The following is a 14029-nucleotide window of genomic DNA, read 5'->3' as shown; positions in this document are numbered from 1 at the left end:
TACCTATCAGGATATCATGGCGATAAAAATCGGAAGAGCGCCGAATCCAATGGCAACCAGCAAGCTGAATAAAATACCCAGTCCTTTGATCAGAGGGGAGTATTTGGGATGGCTGGCGCCGATGGTCTGGAAAGCGCTCCAGAACCCGTGGCTGACGTGGACAGCCGCCACTATAATTGCAGCGACATACCCGACCACATAACCGGGATTTGAAAATGTGGCGGCCACGATCTGAAAAATGGTTCGATCGGCTCTATCTACAAAATGGAAATTGAGAAGGTGGATGATGACAAAAATCAGGATGAGAACGCCGGTATAGGGCATGGTGGCGGAACCGATGGTGCGGCCGCCGGCGCTCTTTTTGACGGCGTATTTTTGGGGCCTTGCGGTCAGGTTTTCGTAAAAAAGCACCACTCCGGTGAGTACATGCACAAGACCCAGAAACAGCAAGCCGTATTCAGCCAAGGTTAAGATCGGCCCGAGGGTATGCAGTTTTTCAGAATAAGCCACAAGTGCTTCTTTGCCGCTGAAAACGGTGAAGTTGCCGGCTAAATGCATCAATAAAAACCCGCAAAAGCTTATTCCGGTAAGGGCCATCATCAGTTTTTTGCCGATTGACGTCCGGATATAACTAAAAAAACAGCTCATTTTTACCAATCTATGGATTTTTTAATAAAAAATTAAATAGTTGTCACCAGCAGGCATCATGCTGCAGCCTGCTTCCGGCGAGTTGAAACCGTCATGTTTGCCTGATGGTGATCATATCGTTTTGATTTTTGAATTGTCTAAACATAAAATGATTTGTTCTGTCAATATAATTCGAAATAATAAACATTCTAAACGAATAAATTCAAATGGTTTTATGTTATCTCGGCATGCAGCGACAAAACAGCTTCTCATCTATTTTCTTGCAGGCTTCAGGGGGCAGGTTGCGTAGTATTGAATCTGGCAATAAATCCACCCCGTGGAACACCTCCAACACTGAAAAGCAAATAACTTGACAGTGGAGCTGAATTCAGATAACTTACTAAATTTAAAGGCTACTTTGATCGGAGTTTTGACAAGCGTTTCGGACAGGCCTCATTTTATTTAACCTTTATAAACAACAATTCTGGAGTTCTGAATGGTTCCCCATGAGATAAATATCCTGGAGATGATGTTCAAGGCGGGTCTGATGGTTCAGTTTGTTTTGCTGCTGCTGCTGTTTTTTTCGATTACATCGTGGTCCATCATTTTGATCAAATATCGTTATATCCGAAGGGCTATTAAAGAATCGGCCCATTTTACTGAATTTTTCTGGCAAAGCCGTGACCTATCGGCTGCGTTTGCAAAGGCGAAGCAGCTGCCGGGAAGCCCCATTGCCAATGTGTTCCAGATCGGGTATGTGGAATTGAGGCATCTGCGGCAATCCGGCACATCAACAGGCAGAGATTCCGCGACCCTAATTAATGGTTTCAAAGGGATGGATAATGTCAAACGGGCTTTGCGGCGCTCCATTAATGAGGAAACAACTCGAATGATGCAGTTGGTCCCGTTTCTGGCCACAACCGGCAATACCACCCCCTTTATCGGGCTGTTTGGTACGGTTTGGGGTATCATGAATTCATTTCACGGGATCGGATTAAGGGGGTCGGCCAGCCTGGCCGTTGTGGCGCCGGGTATTTCCGAAGCACTCGTTGCAACGGCAGCGGGCCTTGCGGTGGCAATTCCGGCGGTTATCGCTTTTAATTACTTCATGCAAAAAATAAGAATCATAGAATCTGAGCTGCAAAGTTTTTCATCTGATTTTTTGAACATTATCGAGGGGGACTTAATCCGGGTCGAGGAGAGAAATGAATGATGACAGGCGGCGATAAGAACGGGTTGATGTCCGACATCAATGTAACCCCCTTTGTAGACGTGATGCTCGTGTTGTTGATAATATTCATGGTTACGGCCCCCATGATGTCTCAGGGCGTCAGTGTCTCCCTGCCGGAAGCCACCTCCCAGCCGCTTCCGTCGGAAACCGATCACCTCATCATTACGATCAACAAAGACAATCAGGTATTTATAAACGATTATCAGGTATCCCTTGATTTTTTGCAGGAAAAACTATCGAAAATCATTGAAAGCCGCCAAAATCAGGATGTGTATTTGCGGGCCGACAAAAACATCTCTTATGGCATGGTGGTCCGGGTTATGTCTGAGATTAAAGAAGCCGGGGTTGAAAAGCTGGGCATGGTTACGGAGCCGATACCTGCAAGCGGCATAGACCGGAAATCCGGCAAAAGGAAATAAAGAGACGGTATGCAAGGGCGTGTTTATTTACTTCTCGGGGCAGAGGGCGAACTGCGCCCACTATTGTATCCGGTTGTCATTTCCCTGATATGCCATCTGATTTTTTTTGCCTTGGTCATTTATTCTCCCAGCCACCTGTTTAGCCGAAAAATGTCACAGACAATTGTGAACGTCAGCCTGGTTGCATTGTCACAAATTCAGGCGGCTCCGGATGCAACAGGGCCTGCTTCAGGCAAAGTCGCTGCGAAACCATTGGCTGAAAAGGCGCCGCCGCCTCCTAAAGCAGCACCACTCGAAAAACCGGCCGCCCCCAAACCCAAACCGGCAGAGACGGTTTCATTATCCCCTAAAAAGTGGAGCGAAAAGACATCGCTGAAAAAAGAAACATTCAAGCCCGCCCGGGTCGTTAAGCGGGCGATTAAGCAGATTGAGGAACAGGCCGAAGCGTCACGTCCCAGCACGGTTGAGGCGGCCATCGATCGCATCCGGGGGAAAATTGGTGAAAAAGAAACGGACAACCGCCTGCCTGACAACAGGACAATGGCCGGTACAGCCGAGGCAGGCGTGGGCGTGGCGGGTCCGGGAGGAGGGGATGGAAAACCTGCTCCGGAAATACTGGTTTACCAGCAGGATATCGCATACCATATTCGCAATAACTGGGTCTATCCGGAACAATTGGCAGGGCAGCGCAAAGACCTGGAGGCCAGGCTGGTGATCAGCATTATGGCCAGCGGCGAAATCAAGGATGTCCGATTTGAAAAAAGGTCCGGCGACAGCTACCTGGATGATTCGGCCTATAAGGCTGTCTTAAAATCGAATCCACTTCCGGCGCTGCCCAAAGGGTATCAGTTTTATAACGTTATGCTGGGGTTTACGCCGGCGGGTTTGCAATGAAAACAATTTCCGGATCGTCCAATCCCGGCCGTTTGGGGCAGGAAAAGGCTAAAATAGGGGTGTCAGTTGCGTTAACCCTAAAACCGGTATATATAATGGTGAAATGAGCAGAATTCAACACATCATATCAGGCATCATGTGCGCCCTACTTCTTTTGGCATGGCCGGCGCCGGGCAGAGCGGCATATGATTACATTAATATCAGCAATCCTTTTTTAAAAAAAATACCGATTGCCGTTCCCGTATTCAAAGCTTTCAGCAAGAGTTCGGCCGAAAATAACGCAGCGAAACCGGCGGCGGACCTTTTGTCTCAAACACTTGAATACACGGGATATTTTAAAATAATCGACCGTGCCGCTTTTCTGTCCGACCCCCAGCAGCCCCATATCGACATCCCTGATATCGTTTTCAGGAACTGGACGGGGATCGGCGCAGAACTATTGATCACCGGCGGCATCCTGATCAATAACGATATGGCTGAAATGGAACTGCGTCTGTTTGATACCATCAAGGCCAAATTAATTGTCGGCAAAAGATACAAAGGCTGGGTCAAAGACCAACGCAGAATGATCCAGCGGTTTGCCAGCGATGTAATTTTTTCTCTGACAGGCGAGCAGGGTGTTTTCAGCAGCAAAATCGCATTTATTTCAAATGGCACCGGAAATAAGGAAGTATACATTTGTGATTTTGACGGCTACAACTCCCGTCAGGTGACGCACACAAATAATATCACCCTTTCGCCGGCCTGGTCTTCGGACGGAAAATGGATTGCGTATACCGCCTATACCAAGGGAAATCCCGATCTTTATATCATGTATCTGGAGGAAAAAAGGGGGGCGATCGTTTCTGAAAAAGGGCTGAACATGTCGCCGGCCTGGATGCCGAACCAATTTTCACTCGCGGCAACCCTTTCGTTTGAGGGTGATCCGGAAATATATATGTTGACCGGAAGCGGAAAAATTATTAAAAGGTTAACAAAAAGCTGGGGGATTGATGTGTCTCCTTCCTGGTCGCCGGACGGCAAGAAAATGGCCTTTGTGTCGAACCGGTCGGGAACTCCCCAGATTTATATCATGGATTTATATACCGGCCGGACCGAGCGGTTGACATTTGAAGGCGGTTATAATACATCTCCTAGCTGGTCAGCCAAAGGGGATCGGATCGCTTATGCCGGTATGCAAAAAGGACAATTTGATATTTATGTTATTACGGCCGACGGTCAGAGTCTGGTCAAACTGACCCAGGACGCAGGCGACAATGAAGCGCCGTCGTGGTCACCGGACGGGAATTTGATTGCCTTTAGTTCGACGCGGGAAGGGGCTTCAAGAATCTATGTAATGACTGCTTATGGAACAGACCAGCGTCGCCTGCTGACCCTGCCGGGTGAGCAGACAGCGCCCAATTGGTCATTGCGGATTATGAATGATTAAGTTTACGTGGATATTTAAAAGGAGGAAAAAAATGCAAAAAAAATTTTGGATAAGTTTGGCACTGTTATTAGTGATTCCCGGGCTGCTGTTTACAGCCTCATGTGCAAAAAAAACCGTAAAGTCCGAAGCGTCCGTGAGCGAGATGCCCAAGAGCGAGATGGCCAAAGAGACGGCCGCGGCCGCGGTCAAAGAGGATACCTCGGCGGCCGACAAGGCCCGCGCGGAAGCAGAAGCACTTGAAAAACAGCGAATGGAAGCTGAAAGGCTACGGAAGCTGGAGGAAGAACGCCTTAAAGCCCAGCAGCTGCGAGAAGCGCAACTTGAGCAAGAACGCCGAGAGGCAGAAATCGCAAAATACCTTGAAGAAGCCAAAAAGAATGTATTCCTGACCGAACTGGTTCAGTTTGATTTTGACAGCTCTGTCTTGACGGCGATGGCCCAGGACCGGCTGAAACGAAAGGCGGGATGGCTGAAGGAACACGAGAAAGCTTCGGTTATCATCGAGGGGCATTGCGATGAACGCGGATCCAATGAATATAACCTTGCGCTGGGATGGAGACGCGCGGAAGCCGCCAAGGCATTTCTGGTTGATCTGGGCATTTCGGCCACACGGATGTCGACCATCAGTTATGGCGAAGAACGCCCGTTTGAAAAAGGGAAAGATGAAAGCGCCTGGTCACAAAACCGGCGGGCTCATTTCGTGCTTGAGTAAGATCTATCCGATATACGCCGAGCGCGACGACGTTATGGTTTCTTTAGGGAGGCCGGCAAGCGGCAGGATGCTGCCGCTTGCCGCTCCGGTTTTAAATTGCCCGCCTACTCCGGCGGGCAATTTTTTAGGTACGAAACAGGTGAGTCATTTCTAAGAGACTGTTTTGAGGCGATCTCTATACATACGTCCAGGGCTGAATTAAAGCTCCGGCGGCGGATAAAAGGCTTTTAGCCTTGAAAAACTCAGATACTCTAAAAAAATAATAAAGACGGAAGACGGCTGCCATGAAAAAATCGGTATTTCTGATTTTGTTAGGGGGTTTTCTGTTGTCGGGTTGCGCCCTGCAGCAGGATGTCAATTCGTTAAACAATCACTTGATGGCACTTTCACAGCGAAATGACAGGCTTGAGCAGCGCACCGCCAGGCTTGAGCAGGGCATCGCAGAGCTGGACCGGCAACTCAGCGCTTTAAAACAGCGCGATTTGGAACTGGAACAGCGCAGCAGTGGGCTGCAACAGAACAGCGCCCAGGTGGCGTCCCGGATTGAAAATGTTCAAAAAACGCAGGCGGAAACCGACCAGCAACTGCGGGAGCAGCTTGCCGGTTTGCGGGTGATGCTGACGGATATTCGTCAGGAAATGCAGGCTTTGAGCGGTAAATCGGAAGTCTCCGATCATTTGTTGAAACAGAAAACAAAAGCGGCTGAAGATTTGGAAAAGAAGCTTGAAAGCCGACTGTCTTTTTTGGAAGAGCAATCGGCCCGCTATCCGGAGCGTATCAGCAGGCTGGAACAATACCTCAATCTTGAGGGCTCCCAGAAGAAATCTCTGAAAGAGGGTGTTGAGAGTCAGGTCACGAAAGAACTTTCCGATAATGAGTTATATGCCCGGGCAAAGCAGTCGTTTGATAATGGTGTATATGAAACCGCCCGGAAGGGGTTTCAGGAATTGATTGAAAAGTATCCGAAATCCAATAACGCAGACAACGCGCAGTTTTGGATCGGTGAAATTTACTATCGCGAAAAATGGTATGAAAAAGCGATTTTAGAATATCAAAAGGTGATAGAAAATTATCCCCAAGGGAATAAAATTTCCGCTGCATTACTGAAACAGGGTTTTGCATTTCTGAACATCGGCGATGAAACCAATGCCCGCCTAATTTTAAGGGAATTATTGAATAAGTATCCGGAATCCAATGAAGCCAAGGTTGCCGGCAAGAAACTCAATGAGCTTAAATAGGCATTCTATTTTAAAAGAACCCGGGACGACAAAGATTATCGGGATCGATCCAGGTGTTGCGGCTACCGGTATCGGCATTGTCAAAGGAAAAGGGCTCAAGATCTCAGGGTATTCATTCGGCAGTATCCATACTCCCAAAAACATTTCAATGGCTCACCGTCTCGATCAAATTTTTTCAAAGCTTGTTCTTGTTCTGGAGGAGGAAAAGCCGGACTTCATGGTGGTTGAGGATGTCTTTTCCCTTCTGAAATTTCCGAAGTCCGGGATCAATTTGGGAAAAGTTACCGGCGTAATTCTTCTGGCGGGGTGCCGGGCGGGTGTGCCGGTAGTTGAAATCTCAGTCCGTGAGGTCAAGCAGATTTTAACCGGAAACGGAAATGCCAATAAGGCGCAGCTGGAAAAGGCGGTCCGCCATCTTTTAAAAACAACAAATCCGATTAAGCCGGATCATGCGTCCGATGCAATCGCTTTGGCGCTTATCGGACTTTTTCGCAGCCATAAGGGGTTGGCGGGCAATGCTTAGAGGCCTTCACAAAACACCCCCTATTGCCCGATTTTGGCGTCCCCGTTGAACGGGATTTGTCAACAGGCTCAATCCCGCCGGGGCGGGGTCACCTTTCTTGAACTTAGAAAAAATTGCGCATTTTTCAAAGGCCTCGTTTAATACTATTCGGCAGCAGCGATGGTGAACTCAGATGATCGGTTATTTGGAAGGCAAACTGCTAAAAAAAGATATTGACCGGATACTGCTGCTGGCCAATCAAGTCGGGTATGAAGTGTTGCTCCCCGCAGTCGTGATGGATACCTTCATTACAAAAAAGACGGGTGATGATGTTTCGTTATATATCTATTTTCAGCAAACGGAGCGCCAACCCAAACCGGTCCTGATCGGTTTTAATCTTGAGGCCGAGAAGGAATTCTTTCAGCTTTTTATCTCTGTAGAAGACATCGGTCCCCAGAAGGCCGTCAAGGCGCTGAATATCCCCATTCGTGACATCGCCCGGGCGATTGAGGCAAAGGATGTCCAGAAATTAAACGGGCTCAAAGGGGTCGGCAAAAGAACCGCCCAGAAAATTATCGCCACCCTTGCCGGGAAGATGGACAAATTCGCCTTGATTCGAAAAACCGAGCAGCCCGAGGCGCCTGTTGCCGGGGATATCCAACAGCAGGTAATGGACGTGCTGGTTCGTCAACTGGGTCATAAAAGTGCAGATGCCAAAAATATGGTGGCAATGGCGCTGAAGCGCAACAGTGCCATCGCGACCCCTGAAGAACTCTTTGAAGAAGTCTATCGCGGTGAAATTGCATCATGACAAAGGGCAGCAGCGAGACATATTCTGGTGAAGACCTGGGGTTGCTTTCCGGAGCGTGTTTGCCGATGGATCAGGAGCCGGAAATCCTGTCCCTGCGTCCTACCCGCCTGTCGGAATATATCGGTCAGCCCGAGGTGGTTGAAACGCTTAAAATTGCCATTGAAGCAGCCAATAAACGCGGCGAACCGCCTGATCATGTCATTTTTCACGGTCCTCCCGGTTTAGGCAAGACAACCCTGGCGCATATTATTGCCAATGAAATGGGAAAACATCTCACGGTGACCTCAGGTCCGGCGCTTGATAAGGGCGGAGACTTAATTGGCATTCTAACGAACCTTGAAGACGGTCAAGTCCTGTTCATTGATGAAATCCACCGCATTCCCAAACCGGTTGAAGAATTTCTTTACCCGGCCATGGAGGATTTTGCCGTGGACTTTGTGTTTGACAAAGGCGTTCATGCCCGCAGTCACCGCTACCGGCTCAATCGTTTTGTGCTGGTGGGTGCAACGACACGGGTAGGGCTCTTATCGGCGCCGCTGCGGGATCGGTTCGGCATTTTCAGAAGTCTTGATTTCTATACCGACACGGATTTGGTAACCATTACAAAACGATCAGCCGGCCTGCTGCAAGTGGAGATTGATGACGAGGCGGCGATTGAACTGTCCAAGCGATCCCGGGGAACCCCACGGGTTGCCAACCGGCTGCTGAAGCGCGTTAGGGATTATGCCCAGGTCCGGGCCGATGGCATAATTTCACGAAAAACCGTTATCGCCGCGCTCGCCCTGGAAGGGATCGACGAACGGGGACTGACAGTCCTGGATCATCGCTATTTAAAAACAATCATTGAGTTTTATAATGGCGGCCCGGTCGGTATAGAAGCGATTGCGGCAACGCTTCAGGAAGAAACGGATACGCTGGTGGATGTTGTGGAACCCTTTCTGCTAAAGACCGGTCTGGTGATCAGAACGTCTTCAGGCCGCAAGGCATCGGAAGCGGCATACAAACATCTCGGTTTTCGGTTGCAGAAAAGGTTATTTTAGTTCTTTTTAGAGATTATTTATTCGCCCGTTTTCCCTATGTCTATTATTTCGCTCTTAACGGATTTTGGTTTTGCTGATGAATATGTCGGGGTGATGAAAGGGGTCATATTGTCCATCAATCCGGCAGCCGTCATTGTTGATATTTCGCACCGGGTTGAACCGCAAGGCATCCTTCAGGCGGCCTTCCTCGTCAAATCCGCCTATCGATTTTTTCCAGATAATACGATTCATGTTATTGTCGTTGACCCGGGAGTCGGCAGCGACCGGGCGATTCTGGCCTATGAAAAAGATAAGCACATTTTTATTGCACCCGACAATGGTGTCCTGTCGCTGTTGCTGGATGAGACGGGCGACGACAAAGTCATCCGTATTGAAAATTCAGATTATTTTTTAAAACCCGTTAGTCAGACCTTCCACGGTCGTGATATTGTCGCTCCGGTTGCCGCCTATTTGTCCAGGGGAACGGCCATAGCGGAATTCGGTCCGGAGCTGGATCTAAACGAGATTATACGGCTGCCTATCCCAAAAGCATGCATCACCGAAGCCGGTACCATTGTCGGGAGCGTCATTTCAATCGATCATTTCGGGAATTTAATTACAAATATTGATTTAAATATGCTGACACAGTATGGTATCTCCGAGAAAAAAGCGGTGATTGTCCTCGGGGATGTGACTCTGAAGGGAGTCATGCCTAATTATGTCAGTGCGAAAATCGGCCATCCCCTTGTTATTACAGGAAGTCGCGGTTATCTGGAGATTGCCGTTAACAAGGGCAGCGCCCGGGCTAAGTTCAATGTGGCCATAGGAGATACCGTCCGGATCGGATTAGATGATTGAGGAGGTTGTATTTTGGGACTGAAGTTGCGAATCAAAACCTTGGCAAGCGGGTGTTGGGTAATTCTGGTGCTGATGGTGGTTGCGGTGGTATCGGCAGCCCCGGTTAAAGAGACCAGGCTTGAAAACCTACCGGATGTGCTGATTTCCGCCAGCTCCGAAAAACCACATGAATATGCGATTATAGTGGAGACAAGCACACAGAATCTATACCTATATGCTTTTGGCGAAACAAACCGGGTAATTTTTCGCATGCCTTGCTCCACCGGCGAAGTCCGCGGGGCCAAATCCCGCGCCGGGGATAAAAAAACACCGGAAGGGGTCTATTTTTTTACCAAGGAGCACCAGAAGCGGGATCTTGCACCGATTTACGGCAGCCGGGCATTCCCGATGGATTATCCCAACCTGATGGATCAAATTTTTGAGCGCGACGGGAATTCCATCTGGATGCATGGAACCAATAAGCCTTTGAAACCAAGAGATTCAAACGGCTGTGTTGCTCTGGAAAATCGAGATATTGACAAACTGGCGAAATATATCACCTTAAACCGAACCCCGATTATTGTTGTGGACAAGCTGACGTATGTTCCCTTGCAAACATCTAATGAGCTTAAAAAAACGGTTCACGAGTTGCTGTCGCAATGGGAAGCGGCGCTTGAAAAGGGAACCTACCACGATTACCTGATGTTTTATGATGAAGCGTACCTGCCGGACATTTCCTGGTGGCCTGCCTGGTTGAAAATCAAAAAAACACAGGAATCGACCGCGCTACCCCTTAGCGTTGACTCCAAAAACATCATGATTCTCAAACATAATACGGTTTATGTCGCTTTGTTTGATCAGGTTGTAAAAACAACCGACGAAGAATTGTTTGCCGGCACCCGCAAACTTTTTCTGTCGGCCAGGGACAATCGACTTAAAATTGTCGGCGACGTTTATCAGGTTGTTTCAGACGAATCCTCAAAGGAATCCGGATCGTCCAGTCCACTGGTTGCGGCGGGGTTTGCACTCGGCAAAACCGCAAAGGTTAAAGTTGCGGCAATCCCCAAGGTGGAAAAAGAAAAGGTTAAAGTTGCGGCAATCCCCAAAGTTGAAAAAGCAACTAAAGATGATCTTGAAATTAAAGACATGGTTGCAGACTGGTTAAGCGCCTGGTCGTCAAAGGATATCAAAAGATATGGCGCCTACTATGCCAAAGATTTCAAATCCCAGGGAGGCGCCGGCCTTCAGTCCTGGCTGGATTACAAACAGGGGATCAATCAGAGATATGATTATATCAAAGTCAGTCATCATAATCTGGTTGTCAGAAATCAGAAGAATAAAAGTATTGCAACGTTTATCCAGAATTATGAGTCAAGCGGTCTGAAAACAGTGGGTACCAAACAACTTATTTTGATTCGGGAAAATGGTCAATGGAGAATATTCAGAGAGATCTGGCAAAAGAAATAGCCGCGCTGCAATCACCAAAACCGGCCCGCAAAAATAAACGCTGGACCCTCCTATTTGTGGGGGATCATGGCGAGGTCGTTACCATCAGATGGTTCAGATGGATTGTAATGGTATGGGTTTTTTTTCTGGTGTTGGCGGCTATCATCAGCGGTATCCTCTATTATCTGTATCGTCAGACCCGCAATGAAAATGTGAATTTAGAGCGATCTTTAGATACCATTCAACAGCAGATTGTCGGATTGCGCAGCGATAAAGAGGTTCTCATGGCCCGGCTTGTGGTGGCCGAAACGGATATGGAAAGGCTTCTGGCGCGGCAGGGTCCGAAGCAGGTTGAGAAAGCGCCGGGCGATCGGCCGGAAGATCGCGCTAAAAAAGAGCCCCGGTCAAATATCCAAGGCGCCCAGAAAAGAGAAGCTGCTGGTTTAGGGCAGGAAGGGAAATTGCTGGCGGGTACCCCTCCGGCCGACGCTGTTGCGCAGAAAAAAGAGCTGAAGGTATCGGTTGAAGAATTCAATGTGTTCCATGATGAGGCCAGCAGCACTTTCAGGGCTCAATTTATTTTAAGAAATGCCGGTCAGGATTCAAACATGGTTTCCGGCTATACCGCCGTCATTTTAAAAAAACCGGACACGCAACCGGATAACTGGTTAACCCTGCCAACGCTGAAACTGGATGCAGGTGTACCGGCGGGAGATAAGAAGGGCCAGTACTTTTCGATTGCCAGGTTCAAAACCGTCAGATTTATGGTTAAAAGTAAAATGGACCCCCGACAATTTAATACGGCTACGGTGTATGTGTTTGACGAAAATAAGGATTTATTGCTTGAAAAGAATTTTTCAATCAATATCCAAGAGACCGTCTTTACGCCAAACCAGTGATATTGAAAGGGCTGGTTGGTTAAAATTATGATGAAAAAAGATCGTACATATAACAGCAGATTCATTTTGGCTGCGATAATAGCATTGCTTTTATGTTTTCTGCCAGCGGGTGTTGGGGCACAAAAACGGAGTCATTCCGTATTTTTTGAAGGTTCCGATTATGAACTGCATGTCTATCGAATATACGGAAAGCATCCCGGCAAAACGCTCCTGCTCATTGGCGGGATTCAGGGAGATGAACCCGGCGGGTTTCTTTCTGCTGATCATTACGCCGACATCAGTCTTGCCAAAGGCAATTTGATCGTTGTGCCGCGGGCCAACTTTCAGTCGATCGTGTTAAATCGGCGGATAATAAATGAAGATATGAATCGCAAGTTCGCCGATGATAGAAAAAGAAACTATGAAGCCAAAATCGTGGCGATTTTAAAACAATTGATTATGGAAAGCGATTGCCTGCTGAATCTTCATGACGGCAGCGGTTTTTTTTCAGAGGTTTGGGAAAGCCCTGAAAGAAACCCGCTGCGTTACGGGCAGTCGATCATTGCGGACAGTGAAACCTATGTCAACGCTGAAACCGGTGAAACGGTTCAGCTCGGTCATATGGCAAGGTCCGTTATAGAACAGATAAACAAGCAGATCGAACCCTCTCAGCACCATTTTCGTTTCAACAATCACCGAACATCCGAAGTCAGCAGCCTCCACCGGGAACAGCGCAAATCGGCCACATATTATGCGTTATACACCGGCGGGATTCCTGCCTATGGAATTGAAACCAGCAAATCCCTTCCGCTCGAGTTGGAGGTGCGCTATCACAATCTTGCCATCAATGCCTTTATGGAATATTTTGAGATTATTCCGGAAACACCGGGAATCAAGCTGGAACCGCCTGAGCTGCGCTATCTGGTAATATCAATTAATGACACGCTGCCGGTGGTGGTCAAGGACGGGCAGACCCTGTACGTCAATGCCGGCGATACGATTATGATATCTCATATTGAAGCCAATTACGAACGCGGCCTGACGGTCGATATTATCGATTACGGCTCCATCAGCGATTTGCGAAAAAAAGTCGTCATCAAGGGACCGACTGAAATTGTCATTCGAAGGGATTATCTCTCCTGCGGCAATATACAGGTCGCGGTCGGCAATAGCCGTGAAGTTGTCACAAAGGCAAAAGGGATCGCGATTTCACGCCCCCGGCCGACGGCGCCCGCCATTTCGCAATATCAAGTTCGGATTAACGGAAAGGAACGAACTTTCCAAAACGATGAACATGTTGAAGTTGTCAAGGGGGATACCTTCGAAATTGTGGACGTCACTGTAGAATCCGGTGATGCGTCTCGGTTGCAGGTCAACTTTAAGGGATATGTGGGAAATTCCCAGAAAAACACCGGCGAAGACAGGGGGTATGTCATTGATACGGGAAAGGATCTGTGGCAGCGGTATTCCCTGGGAAAAAAAGGAAGAACTTATCAGGTTATCGTTAAATATGATGGGGAACCGATCGGGAAATTATTTGTGGACTTAAAAGACACTGCGTCCAAGTAGAGAAATTAATTCGGGAGTGATATTATTTACAGGAGAAATTATTGTGGGTGACAAATCCAAAAATTTTTCAATCATCGACAAAGGATTGACGGTTGAGGGGACGGTTTCATGCAAAGGCCAGCTGGTAATCAAGGGTACCGTAAAAGGGACTCTTGACGGCGAGATCGTTGTGATTGCCGAGGACGGGGCTGCTTATACCGATACAAAAGTCGCCAGCATGACGATCGGCGGTAAGTTTGAAGGTAAAGTTGCCGCATCTGAAGAACTGATCATACTTTCCACCGGGAAATGTTCCGGCACCGTCATATGTAAGAATCTTGTGGTGGAGGCCGGCGGGATTTTAAACGCCGAGGTCAGCTGTAAACAGTTTCAGAAAGCCGACGCTTCAAAAGCAACCGTGAGCGCATTGAAATAGAA

15 protein-coding genes are annotated in these 14029 nt (G+C 48.1%); 14 read left to right on the top strand and 1 reads right to left on the bottom strand.

Annotated elements, in window-relative coordinates; all coding sequences use genetic code 11:
* Window positions 1–6: 6 nt before the first annotated feature.
* Window positions 7–648: a succinate dehydrogenase cytochrome b subunit gene (locus tag P1P89_07885; protein MDF1591416.1), complete on the bottom strand. Its 642-nt coding sequence runs from the start codon at window positions 646–648 to the stop codon at window positions 7–9.
* Between the two features lie 475 nt (window positions 649–1123).
* Between P1P89_07885 and tolQ the strand changes: the two genes are divergently transcribed.
* The 14 genes from tolQ to P1P89_07815 all read left to right on the top strand — a co-directional run bounded on the left by tolQ (window position 1124) and on the right by P1P89_07815 (window position 14027).
* Window positions 1124–1840 (top strand): protein TolQ, encoded by a 717-nt coding sequence (tolQ, locus tag P1P89_07880; protein MDF1591415.1) that lies wholly within the window; start codon window positions 1124–1126, stop codon window positions 1838–1840.
* A complete protein-coding gene (tolR, locus tag P1P89_07875) occupies window positions 1837–2277 on the top strand; it encodes a protein TolR (protein ID MDF1591414.1) in 441 nt (146 codons plus the stop codon). Before tolQ ends, tolR begins: the two co-directional genes overlap by 4 nt.
* Before the next feature lie 150 nt (window positions 2278–2427).
* A complete protein-coding gene (locus P1P89_07870; protein ID MDF1591413.1) occupies window positions 2428–3171 on the top strand; it encodes a cell envelope integrity protein TolA in 744 nt (247 codons plus the stop codon).
* A gap of 103 nt (window positions 3172–3274) precedes the next feature.
* Window positions 3275–4600 carry a Tol-Pal system beta propeller repeat protein TolB gene (tolB, locus tag P1P89_07865; protein MDF1591412.1) on the top strand — a complete coding sequence of 442 codons (1326 nt, stop codon included), beginning with the start codon at window positions 3275–3277 and terminating at the stop codon, window positions 4598–4600.
* Between the two features lie 31 nt (window positions 4601–4631).
* Entirely contained in the window at window positions 4632–5312 is a 681-nt protein-coding gene (gene pal, locus P1P89_07860; GenBank protein ID MDF1591411.1) for a peptidoglycan-associated lipoprotein Pal, read from the top strand.
* Window positions 5313–5596: 284 nt separating this feature from the next.
* Complete coding sequence (gene ybgF / locus P1P89_07855; protein ID MDF1591410.1) at window positions 5597–6550, top strand: tol-pal system protein YbgF; 954 nt, start codon at window positions 5597–5599, stop codon at window positions 6548–6550.
* Complete coding sequence (locus P1P89_07850) at window positions 6537–7073, top strand: crossover junction endodeoxyribonuclease RuvC (GenBank protein ID MDF1591409.1); 537 nt, start codon at window positions 6537–6539, stop codon at window positions 7071–7073. Before ybgF ends, P1P89_07850 begins: the two co-directional genes overlap by 14 nt.
* 172 nt (window positions 7074–7245) lie before the next feature.
* Window positions 7246–7863 (top strand): OB-fold domain-containing protein, encoded by a 618-nt coding sequence (locus tag P1P89_07845; protein ID MDF1591408.1) that lies wholly within the window; start codon window positions 7246–7248, stop codon window positions 7861–7863.
* Window positions 7860–8903, top strand: a complete 1044-nt coding sequence (gene ruvB / locus P1P89_07840) for a Holliday junction branch migration DNA helicase RuvB (GenBank protein ID MDF1591407.1) — start codon at window positions 7860–7862, stop codon at window positions 8901–8903. The genes P1P89_07845 and ruvB overlap by 4 nt, the downstream gene beginning before the upstream one ends.
* Before the next feature lie 36 nt (window positions 8904–8939).
* Window positions 8940–9740 carry an SAM-dependent chlorinase/fluorinase gene (locus P1P89_07835; GenBank protein ID MDF1591406.1) on the top strand — a complete coding sequence of 267 codons (801 nt, stop codon included), beginning with the start codon at window positions 8940–8942 and terminating at the stop codon, window positions 9738–9740.
* 12 nt (window positions 9741–9752) lie between these two features.
* Window positions 9753–11186, top strand: coding sequence for a L,D-transpeptidase family protein (locus P1P89_07830; GenBank protein MDF1591405.1), 1434 nt, complete (start codon window positions 9753–9755; stop codon window positions 11184–11186).
* Complete coding sequence (locus tag P1P89_07825) at window positions 11150–12064, top strand: hypothetical protein (protein ID MDF1591404.1); 915 nt, start codon at window positions 11150–11152, stop codon at window positions 12062–12064. Before P1P89_07830 ends, P1P89_07825 begins: the two co-directional genes overlap by 37 nt.
* A 66-nt stretch (window positions 12065–12130) precedes the next feature.
* Window positions 12131–13612 carry a M14/M99 family metallopeptidase gene (locus tag P1P89_07820; protein MDF1591403.1) on the top strand — a complete coding sequence of 494 codons (1482 nt, stop codon included), beginning with the start codon at window positions 12131–12133 and terminating at the stop codon, window positions 13610–13612.
* Between the two features lie 43 nt (window positions 13613–13655).
* Window positions 13656–14027, top strand: a complete 372-nt coding sequence (locus P1P89_07815) for a polymer-forming cytoskeletal protein (protein MDF1591402.1) — start codon at window positions 13656–13658, stop codon at window positions 14025–14027.
* Window positions 14028–14029 lie beyond the last annotated feature (2 nt).

Source organism: Desulfobacterales bacterium (assembly GCA_029211065.1).
Taxonomy (GTDB): domain Bacteria; phylum Desulfobacterota; class Desulfobacteria; order Desulfobacterales; family JARGFK01; genus JARGFK01.
Note: the sequence above shows the minus strand (reverse complement) of the source record. Positions and strands in the feature narration are given on the sequence as shown.

What these genes read in the sequence shown, in the direction of transcription:
- P1P89_07885 (MDF1591416.1), bottom strand. Translation starts at nt 648, where the DNA reads ATGAGCTGTTTTTTTAGTTATATCCGGACGTCAATCGGCAAAAAACTG.
- tolQ (MDF1591415.1), top strand. Translation starts at nt 1,124, where the DNA reads ATGGTTCCCCATGAGATAAATATCCTGGAGATGATGTTCAAGGCGGGT.
- tolR (MDF1591414.1), top strand. Translation starts at nt 1,837, where the DNA reads ATGATGACAGGCGGCGATAAGAACGGGTTGATGTCCGACATCAATGTA.
- P1P89_07870 (MDF1591413.1), top strand. Translation starts at nt 2,428, where the DNA reads ATGTCACAGACAATTGTGAACGTCAGCCTGGTTGCATTGTCACAAATT.
- tolB (MDF1591412.1), top strand. Translation starts at nt 3,275, where the DNA reads ATGAGCAGAATTCAACACATCATATCAGGCATCATGTGCGCCCTACTT.
- pal (MDF1591411.1), top strand. Translation starts at nt 4,632, where the DNA reads ATGCAAAAAAAATTTTGGATAAGTTTGGCACTGTTATTAGTGATTCCC.
- ybgF (MDF1591410.1), top strand. Translation starts at nt 5,597, where the DNA reads ATGAAAAAATCGGTATTTCTGATTTTGTTAGGGGGTTTTCTGTTGTCG.
- P1P89_07850 (MDF1591409.1), top strand. Translation starts at nt 6,537, where the DNA reads ATGAGCTTAAATAGGCATTCTATTTTAAAAGAACCCGGGACGACAAAG.
- P1P89_07845 (MDF1591408.1), top strand. Translation starts at nt 7,246, where the DNA reads ATGATCGGTTATTTGGAAGGCAAACTGCTAAAAAAAGATATTGACCGG.
- ruvB (MDF1591407.1), top strand. Translation starts at nt 7,860, where the DNA reads ATGACAAAGGGCAGCAGCGAGACATATTCTGGTGAAGACCTGGGGTTG.
- P1P89_07835 (MDF1591406.1), top strand. Translation starts at nt 8,940, where the DNA reads ATGTCTATTATTTCGCTCTTAACGGATTTTGGTTTTGCTGATGAATAT.
- P1P89_07825 (MDF1591404.1), top strand. Translation starts at nt 11,150, where the DNA reads ATGGAGAATATTCAGAGAGATCTGGCAAAAGAAATAGCCGCGCTGCAA.